The organism is Spirochaetota bacterium, assembly GCA_034190085.1.
Lineage (GTDB): Bacteria > Spirochaetota > UBA4802 > UBA4802 > JAFGDQ01 > JAXHTS01.
Window position 1 is genome coordinate 1 of sequence record JAXHTS010000055.1, and the last position, 17,014, is coordinate 17,014.

Sequence of the window (17,014 nt, forward strand, 5' to 3'; positions counted from 1 at the left end):
CAAATCCTCACGAATTCGCCCTTGCCTTTCGCTAATAGTTCTCGTCAAATATTACTTGACGGCGACCTTCCTAATAAGAGACTCTCATTCCATAAGTTCACACACATGCCGGGCGTACACAAATCGTTTAAGCGGACGCAACCGTTATTTTATCTTAGCAGACTCTTGAAAACGAAATTAAGTTGATCAATTCTATTCAGTCGTGTATGGAAGATAACTGCGAAGCTTAACTCAAACGTTAACTAACGACAGGTAGGAATAACAAAAGATGAAATTAGCAAAAGAAGATCTTCAATTATTTTACAAATTGCATCCTGCTTTACTTTTATTTACAAATCAAGAAGCACAAGTAATACAAAATGTAAATGATTTACAACAATTTTGGGATCTGGATATTAACGACAAGGCAAAAATCAGAAATGAATTATACAATAATATAGATATTATTAACAAATTATATGAAAATAATCCATTTAGTTTTACGGAACGTGAATTAAGAATTGTACTTGATTGGAAGAATTATATTAAGGGTGAATTTATTGTATATAATCAATATAAAAAATATTGCGCCTTTACCTGTGATGATGACAACTTAACCAAAACATATGGTGTAATTGGATTGTCTAATTCATTTGATGAAATAATAGAGGAATTTCCAATTTTAGTTAAAACTGTTCTGTTACCATTTAAAAATCAAATCATCTATGATGGATTTTTTTCGCCTTATTCAATATATTTTGGCCCTAATATTCGAGCTGAATTGAAAGAAAAATATGAAGTATCCAAGGCTAAATATGGAATTATTGAACGACTTCCCTTCCATCCTCCTTCAAAACACGAATCAAATATTGGTCTTCTAAAATTGTATTTGAAAAATGAAGCAAATATAGAACATTATGAGTATGAGATTAAGGAACTGTTAGAAAGTAACAAAGATTTGATCGAAATATATCATCAAGAGTATGGCAAGACTCATTTTAAAAAACATAAAAAACGTTTAAAAGAACTTGGGATTTCAAAGGGTTGGTTCGCTGTCTTTGATGATACAATAATCGCAAGTGGAAAAACTGAAGAAAAAGTTAAAGAGATTATCAATGATTTGATATCAAATGATAAATTAGGATACATTACATTTTTTAAAATGAAATAGCTTCTAACATTTGTTTCTATCGGACGCAAGGACGGTTTCTGCAACTGCTTTACACTTATTGCATTTATGAAAGCTTGTATACAGCATGAAGTTATTTTTTCTAAGCCCTTGCGCCCCTGACGCCTTGATATTAATGCTACAAACAGATCAGGATAGACCAATGGTAGATTATCAACTTTTGATAGACCTTCATAAAAATGCAAGCCGGCAAGGGCCAGGTGGTGATGCAGAGACGGAGAAAGCTCTCAGCCTGGCTATGATAGACCAAGCTGCACAATTAAAGATTGCCGATATAGGTTGCGGTACGGGGGCTTCCACACTATTGCTCGCTCGCCTATTTAAGGCTCAGATTACGGCAGTGGACTTCCTTCAAGACTTTCTTGAAGTTCTTGAAGGCAAGGCCAAAAATATGGGACTTTCTAAAAAAATAACGACGCTTGCCTGCTCAATGGATAACCTCCCCTTTGCGGATGAGGAATACGATGTTATCTGGTCAGAGGGCGCGATATACAATATCGGCTTCGAAAGGGGCGTCATAGACTGGAAGCGTTACCTGAAAGCAGGTGGACTGATGGTTGTTTCGGAGATCACCTGGATTACAGCCTCCCGTCCGTTGGAACTCCAGAAATATTGGGAGAGCGAATACTCTGAAATAGATGTAGCCTCTTCAAAGATAGGTATCCTGGAGAAGAACGGCTATTCTCCGATTGGCTATTTTGTTTTACCAGAGCATTGTTGGCTGGGCAATTATTATCGGCCTCTGCAGGATAGCTTTAAGGATTTCCTTAATCGGAACGGCAATAGTGAAGGTGCACGCGCAATAGTGAAAGCGGAAAAAAAAGAAATTGAGCTTTATGAGAAATATAAAACCTATTACAGTTATGGTGTATATATAGCAAGGAAATTGGATTAGCGAAAGCCATGCCAACCGCATCTACTCGTACTGACATTTCAGCTGCTCTTCATTGACAGCCGGTTGTGCGGATCATTATATCTCTAAATGAATAAGGAGTAAAGAAAATGAAAATTATTGGGATAATCGGCATTACTATAGTTCTTGTTATAATAGTTTTGCTAATAGTACTTTCTATGTATGGTTTGTTTGCTTCGGTAAAAATAGCTGAAAAAGATATTGGCCCATATCTGCTAGTTTACAAAAAGCATATTGGAGACTATAAAAATGTTGGTCAGATAATGGATAAACTCTATTACGATTTAAAAGATAATTATGACATTGAAACAACAAAGGGATTTGGGCTTTATTATGACAACCCTCAAGAGGTTGATAAAAAAAAATTAAGAAGTATTGTGGGCTGTATAGTAGAAGATAAATCAGTGGAAGATTTGAATATCATAGGCAATAAGTATGGAGTTAAAGAATATCCATCATCAAAATGTGTGGTTGCAGAGTTCCCATACAAAGGCAAAATGTCAATTATCCTTGGAATATTTAAGGTTTATCCAAAATTAAACTCATACATAGACGAACATAAATATCCTCAGATGCCGATAATGGAGCTTTATGATCAACCAAATGAAAAGATTGAATATATCTCATCTATTGATTTAGCAAAAGAAGTATTTGATGCGTTTTTAATATCAAATAAATAGAATGCATATTACAGAATTTTACAACTGAACGCAAAAAGCCACACTCACTAAAAAGCGACGTTATGTTTCAAAAAGTATAGTAGTTCACTATCGACTTAAACAACAGGAAACGAAGAAGATGAGTTTCGAAACGAACATGGTAGAAGTAACTGCTGATAATATTTCTGAACATCCCCAAGCTATTTGTTTCATAAACCCGAAACATGAGTTCTATCATAAGAAGATTGATTGGCTCAATGACCAGTTCAAAAATGGATTGAAAATCAAACTGCTATATATAGAAAGTGAAAAGAGACCAATAGGATTTATTGAATATGTGCCAGGTGAATTCTGTTGGCGATCTGTTAATGCAAAGGGATATATGTTTATTCATTGTCTTTGGACGAATGGGAAGAAATATCAACACCAGGGATTAGGCACTCAATTGATTAAAGAAGTTGAGAAAGATGCAGAAGATATGATGGGAGTTGCTGTAATAACGAGCGACAAAGCCTTCATGGCCAACAAGGAGATATTCACAAGGAATGATTACAGCATAGTTGCCGAATCCGGAAAAGAACAGTTGATGGTAAAGAAATTCAAAGAAGGTCCACTACCCTCACTCAACAATAGCGAAAGTGAATTAAAGAAATATAAAGGGCTAACAATCATATATTCAAAACAATGTCCATGGGTCGCAAGATTCATGGAAGAGTTCAAGCCCCTACTTGACGAGAAGGGTTTTGATCCTAAAATAATCGAGCTGAAAAATCATACTGAAGCGCAAAAGGCGCCCTCAGTATATGGAGTTTTTAATCTAATCTATAATGGCAAATTACTGGCAGACCGCTACATATCAACAACCCGCTTCCTGAACATTGTTAAAAAAAAAATTAATACATAACAACATAAGCCTACAAGCGGCCAACTCAAGTGTCAGGATCAATTAAATGGAGAAGACAAGATGAATAGTAACGGTTTGAAGAATAAGGTGGCCCTGGTTACTGGGGGGAACAATCCATTCGGCATTGGTGCAGCCATCGCCCGAGCACTTGCCTTACATGGCACCAAAGTTTTTATACATTACTTCCGCCAAACGACCGAATTATCAGAAGAATACAAGAAAAATCATGAATTGCTTGATCCGGGACTGGCGTTCTTTTTTAAACAACAAGCGAAAACAGCTGATGAGGTGCTGGCATCCATTCGAGATGCTGGTGGCTGCGCGGAGTCCTGTGAGGAGGACCTTCGTGAACCCGAAAATGTTCATCGTTTATTTTCGCAAGCAGAAAAAACTTTTGGACACGTGGATATTCTCGTAAACAATGCTGCCGAATACATCGCAGACACCTTCCTTCCCCTTAGTACATTAGGCGAAAAAGTGGAAATTTGGGAGGAAGGTCCAACTACATTGACAATCGACGAGGAAAGTCACGATCGTCATTTTGCTGCGAACACCCGAGCTATAGCTATTTTGATGAGCAAGTTTGCCGGCCGGATCATTGAAAGGCAAAAGAGATGGGGCAGGATTATCAATATCAGCGCGGATTGTGCATGGGGGGCCCCAATGGAGATATCCTACCGCGCCAGCAAATACGCTTTAGAGTCATACAGCCGTAGTGCTGCTGCAGAGCTGGGGCCCTATGGCATTACGGTTAATATCGTGTCTCCCGGACCGGTGCAATCGGGGTATATCTCATCCGATGCGGAAAAGGCGCTTATTACGGATATTCCATTGAGAAGAATTGGTAGACCGGAAGATATTGCAAATGCGGTTGTATTTTTTGCCTCAGAACAAGCGGCTTGGATTACAGGACAATTACTCTTTGTTCATGGTGGCCATCGGATGACATTAAGCTAACAATGAAAATGATGAGAATGAACTCTAACCAACTAAACTTAGCTGAATCGCAAACACCTGGCTGATTTGTTTAGTTTTGCATCAAACGCCAGGAAGCAAACACTGGGCTTGCCCCGTTTTTCCGGACACAGCGCTAAGCTATATACTCTTCACACTCTGCAGGAATTATATAATCAAGAGAAGAATGAATACTCTGCCTATCATTAAAAACCGCAATAAATTAAAATGAATTCTTGTGCCTTCTTCCTGGTATTATTACTTCTTTAAAGACTTCCTTCATCAACAATGTTGAAAAAACTCTCGACACATGCATTATCCCAGCAATCTCCTTTTCAACTTATGCTTTGAACTATTATATATGTTTTCAATGGTTATAGTTGAAATGCAGATTACCAGACATTCTTACTGTAACCAATACAACAGAAAGAGTCAGGATCTATGATATCATTAAAAAGTAGTTGACTCGACACAACATTCCTTACTAGGCTATAGATATGAAAATCATAGTTTTTATACTATTATTATTATCCATATCCACATCTTTATGGTCTAGCGATGGGTTTACTCAGAAAGATAGAGAAACTCTTATTGAATTGAAAGTAAGGGTAGAGGAACTTCGTATTGATATGGATATGCGTTTTGAGCAGGTGGATAAGCGCTTTGAGGAACTGCGCATGGATACGAATAAGCGCTTTGAACAGGTGGATAAGCGCTTTGAACAAACCTTTACCTTTCTCTGGATCTTAGCAGGAATATTTACAACATTAACCATTAGTGTAATAGGTTTTGCATACTGGGATAGACGAACAATCATAAGGAAAGCGAAAGAAGAGACCATAGAAGAGATTGATGGAGACAATCTGAAAAAGATATTGCCAATACTCCGAGAAATGGCAAAAAATAATACAAACATCAAAAAAATTCTATCAAAATACAATCTGCTGTGAATACCATCAGAAATGGCAACGACCTCTGATCTCATCTATGGGACTTTTCTGCTTATGGAATACTCTTTCCTCATCACTTCCTTAATGAAATGTGGAAATCTCATTATGGGATTGCCGAATAACACTGAGTCAAGGATTCCTCTCAGCACATTGATCAATAACACTTTTTAAAATCGTCAATCCCTCTTTCGCTTCTTCTAAGGTTATGTTTAACGCTGGGAAGATTCTTATCATTGTGCCATGAGTGACGTTCAATAATAGACCAGCATTTAAAGATTTATTATTTATTTCATCGACAAAATCAGAGTTTGAAAACTCCACCACAATCAGCAAACCCTTCCCCCTAACATCAATAATGTGTTCTGGATACTCCTCTATCCACTTATTAAGAATCTCAAAGATGTATTTACTCACATTTTCAACATTATTACCTATGTTATTATTCAATAGATACTTTATCACTGCATACGAGACAGCACATCCAAGGGGATTCCCGCAATATGTCCCTCCATGATCCCCCACATCAATTTTTTCCGAGACCTCTTCAGACATTGCAAAGGCACCAAAGGGAAAGCCACCAGCAATACCCTTTGCCATAGTTATAAAGTCTATCTTCATATTACTCACACTCGAAGCAAACATAGGGCCGGTTCTGCAAAAACCTGTTTGCACCTCATCCATAATTAATAAAACTTCATTGTCAATACATAGCTTCGATACCTTTTCAAGATAATCTTCCGAGGGCACTATGACTCCGCCTTCTCCCTGTATAGGCTCAAGAATAACAGCAGCTACATCATCTTTTATTATGTTAGATAAAGCGTCAATATCGTTAAATGAAACAAAGAGATAATTTGGCATTAGGGGATTGTATTTATCCCGATGTGAGGATTGACCAGTTGCTGAAGCTGTGCTGATGGTCCTTCCATGAAAACTCATATATGTTGAAATCACATTCTTTTTGCCAGAGACCTTTCTTGCTAATTTTATAACTGCATCATTAGATTCAGCGCCACTGTTTGTAAAAAATACCCTAGTTAGATTCTTGGGCAATATTTCATTCATCAGGCATAAAAGCTTTGATCTTATGGGTGAGTAGGTTAATCCTGAATTCGGGTTTTGAATAATCCTCTTACCCTGTGTTAATAATGCTTCAGTAATAACAGGATTAGCATGACCTATGCTTGTTACTCCCCACCCTGATGTGAAATCGAGATATTTTTTGCCATTTTCATCCCAAACAAATACCCCCTCGCCTCTCTCTATAGATATCTTAATTTTTTTAAAAAATGGCGCAAAATGCTTGTCTTCTACTGAGATTGTTTCAATATTATCATTCATGTTAAATATCCTATAAATTTAAATTTGTACCACCTATTTTACCGCAAAAGAATTTTGATAAATTACATGGACGTAATTTATCAAAATATTCAACTAGCGGCAAAATGAGCCATGGAGGGCTTATTTTATGTTCAAATGCAATATGTATTACTTAAATGTGTTTTATCGACTAATATTACATGAAAGAGTTAAACTATATTTATCATACTTGGATGAAATATGTATAAGAAAGATAAATCATCTATTCTATTAAATTGTATGGAAGAGCTATTCCATATTTTATTTTAGGGTTGATATATGATCATATTTGTTAGAGAATATGTAAAGTCTGTAATGAGTATTGTATACAAAAAATATGAATCTCAGTATAATAAATCAATCAAAATATATTTTAGCATTTGCACACGATTATTGTGGAAAACCAATACTGTCCAAAGGGGTGTATACATACTCACGTGGGGATATATAAACAATAACGTTAACTGAGTGGTTTCATAAGAAATACTAATTATAGTAATTGAAAAATAATAATCTCCTTATTATATTATATATGTTTATTTATTTCTCAGGAGTCTGTTATGAATAAAACAATCAATGTTAACAGCAATATTGGGAAAAGGTTGAATAAAATAAGAAAATCCAAGTCGAGATGTCTTCTGTTCAATGGCAAGGAGATACCCTTAGTTGGTAAAATCACGATGGGACGTGACAGCAAGAATGCCTTTGTTATAAACGATAATATGGCCTCTCGCTTTCATGCAGTAATTCAAAAGATAAAGGACGACTATTTCATTAAAGATCTGAACAGCACAAATGGAACCTTTGTCAATGAAATGCAGGTACCCAAAGAGAAATATGTTAAACTATATGATAATGATATAATCCGTATTGGTAGAACCGAGTTTTCAATAATTTGAGTTCTGAAGATTGATTATACAAGGCTCTCAGCCTTACTTCAGGTTAGTGAAGTGGTTAATAAATAGCGCCTATTTATATGTTAATTTATCAGGAAGAATTCATCAATTATCCGCAGAGCACAATATCTAATCATGAGAGGAGGGTGTTGATATACCATCCTCTCGCTTCCTCAGCCTTTTGGGAATATAGACACAATAGGGCTCTTCAGCAAGATAATCGTTATACTCCGAGTAGGCTCTTGCCCTGCATCCAGCGCAAAAGGTTTTATATTCACAAATTCCACACTTCCCCTTCAGTTTGCTGAGATCCCTCAGGTTAGTAAAGAGTTCAGACTTTTCCCATATATCTCGAAAGGGAGTTTCCAATACATTCCCTGCAATCAAAGGCAGATAACCGCAAGCCTGTACATCGCCTTTGTGAGAGATAAAGCATACAGCAGTTCCACTCAGGCATCCCCTTGTCATGGCTGAGAGTCCATCCGTTTCGAAGGTTATCTCTCTGCCCTCCTCTTTCGCTCTTTGCCTAATTATTCGATAATAATGCGGGGCGCAGGTAGCCTTAAATTCAAGTTTGGTCTCCTTTGATCTATCATAAAACCAATTCAAAACCTCCTCATACTTCTCCTTTGATATCATGTCAGTTTCTACAATCTGAACCCCGCAACCAACAGGAACCAGCATGAAGATATGAAGAGCCTTTGCTCCCATCTCTTCTGAGAGCCTCAATATACCCTCAATTTCGTCAACATTCCTATTTGTTATTGTCGCATTGAACTGAAAATCAACTTCATATTCTTTTAAAAACCCTACACCCCGAAGAGACTCATCAAAGGCACCCTTTATTCCTCTAAAACCATCATGGGAAACAGCATCCTTGCCATCAATTGAAATGCTGACCCTCTCAAATCCGGAATTTTTAATCGACTCTGCAAGCTTACTGTCTATCAATGTGCCATTAGTAGCAAGGGCAAGCCGAAACTCCTTTGTCTTAGCATATTTAGCAATATCGAAAATATCTGATCTGTAAAGGGGTTCTCCACCTGTTAATATTAAAATCGGATTAGCAAAGGTTGAAATGTTGTCAATTACATCCTTTATCTCTTCTGTTGTCAGTTCACCCTGATAATCGAAATCCTCTGCCTCGGCCCTGCAATGCTTGCATTTCAGGTTGCACTTCTTTGTTAATTCCCAGAAAACGATTCTGAGATTATTTATCCCTAAATTCTTCATGTGCCTAATAACTCCTCAATGATTCTGATCTTATCCCTAATAGTCCTTTTCTCATGTCCTCCTATACCCCTACCATCAGTTACGTGATTCTTTAAATATACAATCGGGTTGTGAAGTGTTTTAGTCATTATTTGATTTGTCAACTCTTCAATAAGCTGAAAATCCTCATCTGATACATGCTTTAATTTCCTTCGCTTATATTTGTTGAGTTCCTTCTTTCTTATCTCATCAAATTTATCCTGAATCTTTACAATTGTTGGGACAACCACCAATCCCTCATACCATTCATAAAACTCCTCTGCATCCAATTCAATTAGACTTTCAGCCAATTCAACCTCTCTCAGCCTGCTCTTCAAATTTTCATCCGCAATAGATTTAAGATCATCTATATTGTACAAAAAAACATTATTTATCCTCCCTACCTCTGGTTCAATGCTCCTCGGAACAGCTATATCAATCATAAAGAGGGGCTGATTACCTCTCCTTTTAATTGCGCTCTTTGCTGTAATGGGTGTTATCATGTACTCTGGGGTCAAGACTGATGAAATTATAATATCCACCTCTGCAGCGGAATACCGGATATCCTCCAGGGTAATAATTCGAGCCTCCCTATTGATATTATTTGCTATCCTCTCAGCATTATGAAAAGACCTGTTTGCAATAATGACCTCGCCAATATTGCATTTTGTGAGATACTTAAGAATTAACTCCCCCATTTCTCCGGCGCCAACCAGAAGGGCTTTTTTCTGTGATATATCTTCAAAGATGCTTTTTGCGAGTTCTGTTGCTATATATGCGACCGAGAGGGGATTTTTAGCTATTTCTGTTTCGGTTCGCACACGTTTTGCGGTGTTAAAGGCTTGATGGAAGAGTCTGTTCAATATCTGCCCTGTGCACTTTTCGATTGAAGATTTTCTGTAGGCTTCCTTCACTTGACCTATTATCTCATTCTCCCCAACCACCATTGAATCGAGGGAGGACGCTACTGTAAGGAGATGGAGAATAGCCTCCTTTGAGTATTTTTTATAGATGCTATCCTCAAAGTCATCTCTTTTTAGAGATGATATTTCTTCAAATATTTCTAATACTGAATCCACCGATTCTTTTATGTCATGTGAGGCTACATAGACCTCAACCCTGTTGCAAGTTGAAATGCATACAGCCTCCTTTATCCCGCAAGAGCACAGCCTTAGTAAAAATTCAGAAATATTTTCATTTGCCAGGGAGAAATGTTCCCTCATTTTGACTGGCGCAGTTTTATGGCTCATTCCAATCAGTATTATCTCGGGTATGCCATTTTGATTATCCATGATTACCTTAAGCTGTGAAATCCTGAAGTAATATAAATATTGGTGAAGATGAACAAAAACATTAACAGAAGGAAAAATGCGATATTGATGATGCTGATATTATGAGAGGCTATTCTCTTTATACGCCTTATCAAAAAAATGGTAAAAATTACGATCCAAGAAAAATATGTGTGAAACTCCTTTGCGGTTCCGAGGGAAAGTGATTTATAACTAATAAATACCATCACAACACCAATTATAATGCCTACTGTTAGAAGTATCAAAGATCTCGATATTGCCCAGGCATTAAAATTTTCAATTGTTTCTAGATTTGGCAATTGATATATCAACCTCATTGATCCCTTTTTCCGTAGTTGCCATTCCATAACAAGATAGAGTATAGAGCCTACAAAGCTAAAAAAGAAGAATAATTCTCCAATTATTGTAATAAAGATATGAGCTGGCAATATATGCGATGTTAATACACTATAATCTGTTTCAACGGTAACCCTTCTTGTGGAATTGATAAATGGAATTGAGATGATAAGCATAATCGTAATAAAAGGAAAAGCAAGGGCCATAAAGGATCTCCAATGGTGATGCCACCTAGAAAAATAGAGATAAAGGATTATCAGTATTAGTACAAATGATAGTATGTAGAAATAGCTCCATATGCTGGAAATGTTCTCCACAAAGCCGTCAATGGAGGAGGTATAGATCCTAATGAATCCAAGAATTATCAATAAAAATGCTGAAACAAAAAACAGATATTTTGTCTTATTAACATATTTCTCCTTTTTTGAATGCAATGATAGAATGCTAAAAAAAGAAGTTAAAATAAAGAGAATCAGGGTTAAAATAAACGCTAAGTTAAACATAACTAACCTTTAAGGTGATTTATATTGATTTAATATTCGGTTAATGAATTTCACTTTCTCCTTCTACAATTATTGTAAATTGTTTCCATATATAATTTATATAATAGTACTTGGATATAAATGTCAATTTCTTTATAATACAATATCTCAAGATATGAAATATTCATATAAGTTGAATTATTCACAATATATATCTCTAATGATTACCCTCCATGCCATGGATGAGGGTAATATAAAGGCTACTCGATTGATAATAAATATATATAGGATAAATAAACATATTTTCCTCTTACATTTTTTTCAAGCTAGCATTGAAAAAGAATGAAAATCCTTGAATATTATATCATATTTATTATATACTTTATCTTAATAAATTAATGTTTTGACAATGTAGAAGAATTATATTTGATTTTTCAACGCCTATTTTTTACTAAGTGTCAAGCTTTATTATTTAATAACTTAGGATTCGAGGGCTATCATGTATTTTTGAGTGCTGAATGCATCTATCTTGAAAATATTAATAAAAGAGTTATTAAGGAGGAAATAATGCGGGTAATATATAAATCAATGACTATTCTAATACTATTTTTGTCGCAGGCCTTCCCCTTCACCGACCAAACTACTACTGAAAGAATTATAAAGGAGAATAAAGATTTCATAAACTTTATGAATGTCTCAATAACAAACTTTGGTGATCAAGAAAGAACGAATCTATTTAAAGAATTATATCTGATTCATTTTAATGCCTTTGTATCATACCTTCAGTCAGATTATAAAAACGCCTACAAAAAGCTCTATGACTCTCAGGAACGGCAATCTCTTTTATATTCATACATAGTCAAAAAGCTCTATTTAGATTCATCAAAAGAAATACTAGACAGCCTAGCCCCAATTATTATAAAATCAAAGAATACAAGAGCAAGAAAGTATCTATCTTTAGGATATAGGGATAGAACTGTTGGGAGAAATAATTTTGTTTTTGGTGAAGCCTCAAATCCAAGGCTTCACTCAAATAAGATCTATAAATATATAAAGGCAATCAAAAGGGTTAGGCGAGCAAAGAGATATGGATTTCTCGCACTCTGGGAATGTCAATCCGATGAGATGAAGAAGGAGATATATAACCATCTTATAACAAAGGAGAAGGGAGCTGGAAATCACTTTTTCAATAGATTTTTAATACAGGGTGATGATGAATTTCTGCAGGAGATAAATAAAACCTATAAAGAACATAAGGAATCAATTGAGAACAAGAAAGAGACTCAAACACAAGGAATAGACCAAAAAGAAACACCTATGAAAGGGAGTATAATAACTGCAGAGAGTAGAATTGAGAAGAGAGTCAGATTTCGTCAAGAGAAGACTACCGCAAACTATCTATTGAATTACGAATTCGACGGGGTTGATGACATGACACGAAAATATATCAAGGATTATAATTTTAAGCTAATTCAAGCTACCTTTGAGGTATTAGCAACACATAAGGGTGACTCAAAGGATGAAATTGATTATAATAGCTTTAAAATTCATCATATGGATAATTACATCCGTTTATCAAATAAATCTGCAATAGATACCTTTGCTGATTACCTGAAGGTTGATGAGGTGGTTGAAGCCCCATCTGAAGAGGTGGGGATAACAATGGATACCGGTCAGCCTGCACAAGAAAAAGATGAGATTGACAAAAAAGAGAATAAAAATATAGATGGAATTGAACAGATAGAGGCAAAAGAGACGAAAAAGGTTGGGGATAGTACAGAGAAGAAATAATACAATATACGTGATCATTCAATACATAAACTACAATTAGGCGTACAATATTTGGAAAATAGTTGAACATGATAGAAAGATCTGATCCTTTGTTGAAATAAATTTAAACAAGCTTTCAAACAATATTAATTGATGACTAATCGTTGGAGATATATAATAATAAATTTCTTTATGACACTAAGTCAATGAAGCCTTTCTTTATTCATTGTAATCTGACATCTTTTCTGATTGATAAATTTCTCTAGACAAAAACATTACGATATAACTGATTTTACTATGATTATGAAAAAGATTATATGGTATTTCATACTCTTTTATACTTTCCTTTTCTGGATACTAATCATCCTTGATTGCCTTTATTGGTATATCAATTGATAATTGGAGAAATGCATTTCCAGCACTTACATTGAAAGAGTAAGAATATTTAAATAATACTTACTTTTAAACAATAGAGATAACAAAAAAATGAAAGAAGTTGTCGAAAAAGTAAAAACATCAATTGAAAAGATGCCAGCTCTATCGCCTGTTATCAATAAGATCAATGAGGTGGCGAATGATAAGGGCGCCTCAGCTCAAGACCTTACGGATGTTATTCAACTTGATCCTGTTCTAACCGCAAAGGTAATAAGGATGGTAAACTCTGCCTATTTTGGCTTATCCCAACAGATAAAGTCACTAAAACAGGCAGTGGTAATGTTGGGGATTAATACAATAAAAAATGTGGCTCTCTCCTCCTCATTTCTTAGCATAGTGAATCTGAAGGGTCAATCCAGCTTAGATGGAGAGGAATTCTGGCAACACTCCCTCGGGGTAGCAGTTGCTTCCAAGCTAATTGCCAGGCGCTTAGGTGTTGATGAGACCTATATTGAAGAGTATTTTATTGCAGGGCTGATTCATGATATCGGGAAAGTGCTAATAAACAATTTCTTTCCTGACGAGATGAATGAGATACTCGCTGCTTCTTCCAAAAAGGATGAACCAATTGTTGAAATAGAAAAGAGAATAATGAAACTATCACATGAAGAGATTGGAATTGCCATTGGGAAAAAATGGAAATTTGAGAATGCCCTTCTATTTGCTGTAGGCAAACATCATCATCCTGTTTTACAGGGCAGTTCTGCTATCTTCTCAATGGTTGTCTCAGTGGCAGATACCTTTGTAAAGATTTTGAAGGTAGGCTTTAGTGGAAATTATAAAATTGAACCTGTTCCTGAAGAGGTCTGGAGCGCCATAAACCAGGATGAAGAATCAATCTTTTCAGCTTTGTCGACTATTAATGAAGAAATTGAAAAGGCTAAATTATTTCTTAAGCAGAAATGAATGGACTAAAAATAACATTTTGGGGGGTAAGAGGCTCCGTACCTGTACCTGGCCCATCCACAGTTAAGTACGGCGGTAATACTGCCTGCTTCGATTTGAAATCAGATGATGGAGATTGGATTATCTTTGACGCAGGAACAGGCTTGAGGGTGCTTGGACAGTCTTTAGACCTATCGAAAAATTACGATATACATCTATTTATCTCACATCCTCATTGGGATCATATTAATGGTTTTCCATTCTTCCCGCCTGTTTATATCCCTGGCAATAGGGTTACAATTTATGGTCCAGGAACCTTTGAATTATCCCTTGAAGATATAATTAATGGCCAGATGAAATATACCTACTTCCCAGTACGTACAGCAGAACTCAATGCAGAATTTAAGTATAAAGAATTGAAAGAAGAATCTTTTACACTTGGAAATCTGTATGTGGAGACTCATATGCTCAATCACCCGGTTACATGCCTTGGCTATAAAATAAAATACAGGGATAAAGTCTTTGTTTACTTAGGAGACAATGAGCCATATTATAATGTATTCAACGATAATGATAACGAGGTGGATCACTTTGCCAAAGATATGAACAATAGACTGGCTGAATTTGTCAAAGGCGCTGATACCCTAATATCCGATGCTCAGTATATTCCATCTGAATATGAAAGCAAGAGGGGTTGGGGGCACAGCACAACCCATGACCTTGTAAACATGTCCATCAAGTCCGGTGTCAAAAAGATCTTCTTCTTCCATCACGAACCGATGAGAAGTGATAGGGAATTAGATTTTATTGTAGATCATTATAGAAAAAAGATAAAAGAAAAGGGATATGATATTGAAATATATGCAGCTATGGAAAATGCGACCTACGATGTATAAGTCAAATCCTCTCATTTTCAGCGATATTTATAAAAGTATAATTCATACCTTCTTTCATATCCAATATTAACTGATAGTACAAATTATAATAATAAATAATACATGAAAATCATATATTATTTTTCCCTCTCTTTATCCTTTAACGCAGCCTTTTTTATCTTAAATGTAGAGGTCATTGGGAATTCCTTCAAGATTTCCAGATGTCTTGGGTATTTATATTTTGCAACCTTCCCCTCAAGAAACATATGAATCTCCTCAAGCGTCAGTGTTTCCCCTTCCTTGAGAACGACAAATGCCTTGCCAACTTCAGCCCATTTTTTATCCGGAACACCAATTATGGCCACATCTGCAATTTTCGAATGGGCATAGAGTACTTTCTCAATTTCAGCCGGATACACATTCTCTCCACCACTACGGTACATGTCCTTGGCGCGGTCCACCAAATATAAAAAACCATCCTCATCCTTATATCCTAAATCTCCAGTATCAAGTACGCCATTATTCAATACCTCGTTAGTCTTATCCGGCAAATTCCAGTAACCACTCATAACGCAGGGACCCTGAGCAAGCATTCTGCCGACTTGTCCCATCGGCACTTCTTTCCCATCTTCATCCGCTATCCAGATATTCGTAAAAAAGCCTGGCAATCCCACAGAACCGATTTTACTCTGAACAAACTCTCTGGGAACCGTTGTCATTGCAGAATTTTCAGTTTGCCCAAAACCAACCTGCAAATGAATACCTCTTTTACTCAACTCTCTAAAAAGACTCGTCGGAGTTCGCTCTCCACCTCCAAGGGAGTATTTAACACTGGAGACATCAACCTCATCGAGTTTGCCAGTCTTTAGAATAAAATTCCACATTGTTGTCAATGCAAATACAATTGTAGCCCTGTATTTCTGTATATCTTCAGCAAACTGATTGGCATCAAAACCCCGCCTCATAATCATAGGAATACCATTACACAGAGCGGGTGTAGCTACGATAAAAAGACCACCAGAATGGAATAGCGGCAATTGAGCTAGTATTATATCCTCTGAAGTTATATCTATATATGATCTAATCTGAAATGTCTTAAAATAAGTCTGCCCATGCGATAGCACTGCCCCCTTTGGATTGCCCGTTGTCCCGGAGGTATATACAATAGACAAGGGATCGTCTAACGATACGATACTTGGCCCGTGAAGTTCATCAGTAGAACCTTCCTTGATAGCATCATTATAATCTATCGCCCATTCAGGGCAAAGCGGTGTGTCAGAATTGCCGGATTTCAGATAAACATACCTCCCCTTTTCAACTTTTACTCTGCTGCGAATACTATCAATATTCATCGTAAATGAATCATGAAAGGCTAAAAGACGCGAACCACTATCATTTATCTGATATTCTAATTCCGGTCCCACCATACGCCAATTTAAAGGAACAAAAATTACACCAAGTTTAGCGCATGCAAGGTATATTTCAAGAAATTCAGGACAATTCAACATTACAACTGCGATTCGATCACCCTTTTTGATTCCAATTTTATGCATATAATCTACAAAACGATTAACACCCTGATCCAATGCCTTATATGTATACCTTTTATCTTCAAAAATAAATGCTGTCTTTTCAGGTGTTATTGCTGCTCTCTTACTTGATATATACCCTATATTCCAATTCATTTGAATTTCTCCTGTAAAAGTGTTATTTGTCTTAACTTCCATTTCTAATCATGTAGTATATCAATTTCTCAAAGACATTGCACCCTGGATAAGGGCTGTATTTAATAATAACGCATCCCTTTAGTTATTCAAGTATTTATTTCAATAAGACGAAAGGGTTATTTACTCTATCAAGAGTTCTA

16 protein-coding genes are annotated in these 17,014 nt (G+C 36.1%); 11 read left to right on the forward strand and 5 right to left on the reverse strand.

What is annotated here, in order from left to right; translation table 11 throughout:
• Positions 1-268 precede the first annotated feature (268 nt).
• The 6 genes from SVZ03_10975 to SVZ03_11000 all read left to right on the forward strand — a co-directional run bounded on the left by SVZ03_10975 (position 269) and on the right by SVZ03_11000 (position 5,548).
• Complete coding sequence (locus tag SVZ03_10975) at positions 269-1,150, forward strand: hypothetical protein (protein MDY6934724.1); 882 nt, start codon at positions 269-271, stop codon at positions 1,148-1,150.
• A 160-nt stretch (positions 1,151-1,310) separates the two neighbouring features.
• On the forward strand, positions 1,311-2,063 hold the full coding sequence (locus SVZ03_10980) for a class I SAM-dependent methyltransferase (protein MDY6934725.1): 753 nt from the start codon (positions 1,311-1,313) through the stop codon (positions 2,061-2,063).
• A gap of 107 nt (positions 2,064-2,170) precedes the next feature.
• A complete protein-coding gene (locus SVZ03_10985) occupies positions 2,171-2,761 on the forward strand; it encodes a GyrI-like domain-containing protein (protein MDY6934726.1) in 591 nt (196 codons plus the stop codon).
• Between the two features lie 118 nt (positions 2,762-2,879).
• Positions 2,880-3,644 (forward strand): GNAT family N-acetyltransferase, encoded by a 765-nt coding sequence (locus SVZ03_10990; GenBank protein MDY6934727.1) that lies wholly within the window; start codon positions 2,880-2,882, stop codon positions 3,642-3,644.
• A gap of 60 nt (positions 3,645-3,704) precedes the next feature.
• Positions 3,705-4,601 (forward strand): SDR family oxidoreductase, encoded by an 897-nt coding sequence (locus SVZ03_10995; GenBank protein MDY6934728.1) that lies wholly within the window; start codon positions 3,705-3,707, stop codon positions 4,599-4,601.
• A 494-nt stretch (positions 4,602-5,095) separates the two neighbouring features.
• Complete coding sequence (locus tag SVZ03_11000) at positions 5,096-5,548, forward strand: hypothetical protein (GenBank protein ID MDY6934729.1); 453 nt, start codon at positions 5,096-5,098, stop codon at positions 5,546-5,548.
• A gap of 129 nt (positions 5,549-5,677) precedes the next feature.
• On the opposite strand, the gene SVZ03_11005 is transcribed toward SVZ03_11000, so the two are convergent.
• The gene (locus SVZ03_11005; GenBank protein ID MDY6934730.1) at positions 5,678-6,889 is read right to left on the reverse strand and encodes an aspartate aminotransferase family protein; all 1,212 of its coding nucleotides are present in this window, start codon (positions 6,887-6,889) and stop codon (positions 5,678-5,680) included.
• Between the two features lie 578 nt (positions 6,890-7,467).
• On the opposite strand from SVZ03_11005, the gene SVZ03_11010 reads away from it, so the two are divergent.
• The gene (locus SVZ03_11010) at positions 7,468-7,806 is read left to right on the forward strand and encodes an FHA domain-containing protein (GenBank protein ID MDY6934731.1); all 339 of its coding nucleotides are present in this window, start codon (positions 7,468-7,470) and stop codon (positions 7,804-7,806) included.
• A 126-nt stretch (positions 7,807-7,932) separates the two neighbouring features.
• Here the strand turns inward: SVZ03_11010 and ahbD are convergent, their stop codons facing one another.
• The 3 genes from ahbD to ccsA are packed head-to-tail and all read right to left on the reverse strand — an operon-like array spanning position 7,933 to position 11,017.
• Positions 7,933-9,036 carry a heme b synthase gene (gene ahbD, locus SVZ03_11015; protein MDY6934732.1) on the reverse strand — a complete coding sequence of 368 codons (1,104 nt, stop codon included), beginning with the start codon at positions 9,034-9,036 and terminating at the stop codon, positions 7,933-7,935.
• Positions 9,033-10,346 carry a glutamyl-tRNA reductase gene (gene hemA, locus SVZ03_11020; GenBank protein MDY6934733.1) on the reverse strand — a complete coding sequence of 438 codons (1,314 nt, stop codon included), beginning with the start codon at positions 10,344-10,346 and terminating at the stop codon, positions 9,033-9,035. The genes ahbD and hemA overlap by 4 nt, the downstream gene beginning before the upstream one ends.
• 2 nt (positions 10,347-10,348) lie before the next feature.
• Entirely contained in the window at positions 10,349-11,017 is a 669-nt protein-coding gene (ccsA, locus tag SVZ03_11025) for a cytochrome c biogenesis protein CcsA (GenBank protein ID MDY6934734.1), read from the reverse strand.
• Between the two features lie 31 nt (positions 11,018-11,048).
• On the opposite strand from ccsA, the gene SVZ03_11030 reads away from it, so the two are divergent.
• The 4 genes from SVZ03_11030 to SVZ03_11045 all read left to right on the forward strand — a co-directional run bounded on the left by SVZ03_11030 (position 11,049) and on the right by SVZ03_11045 (position 15,168).
• On the forward strand, positions 11,049-11,216 hold the full coding sequence (locus tag SVZ03_11030; protein ID MDY6934735.1) for a hypothetical protein: 168 nt from the start codon (positions 11,049-11,051) through the stop codon (positions 11,214-11,216).
• 533 nt (positions 11,217-11,749) lie between these two features.
• Positions 11,750-12,973 (forward strand): hypothetical protein, encoded by a 1,224-nt coding sequence (locus SVZ03_11035; protein ID MDY6934736.1) that lies wholly within the window; start codon positions 11,750-11,752, stop codon positions 12,971-12,973.
• Positions 12,974-13,438: 465 nt separating this feature from the next.
• Positions 13,439-14,293 carry an HDOD domain-containing protein gene (locus SVZ03_11040; GenBank protein ID MDY6934737.1) on the forward strand — a complete coding sequence of 285 codons (855 nt, stop codon included), beginning with the start codon at positions 13,439-13,441 and terminating at the stop codon, positions 14,291-14,293.
• Entirely contained in the window at positions 14,290-15,168 is an 879-nt protein-coding gene (locus tag SVZ03_11045; protein ID MDY6934738.1) for an MBL fold metallo-hydrolase, read from the forward strand. Before SVZ03_11040 ends, SVZ03_11045 begins: the two co-directional genes overlap by 4 nt.
• A 116-nt stretch (positions 15,169-15,284) precedes the next feature.
• Here the strand turns inward: SVZ03_11045 and SVZ03_11050 are convergent, their stop codons facing one another.
• The gene (locus SVZ03_11050; protein ID MDY6934739.1) at positions 15,285-16,832 is read right to left on the reverse strand and encodes an AMP-binding protein; all 1,548 of its coding nucleotides are present in this window, start codon (positions 16,830-16,832) and stop codon (positions 15,285-15,287) included.
• Positions 16,833-17,014: the final 182 nt, after the last annotated feature.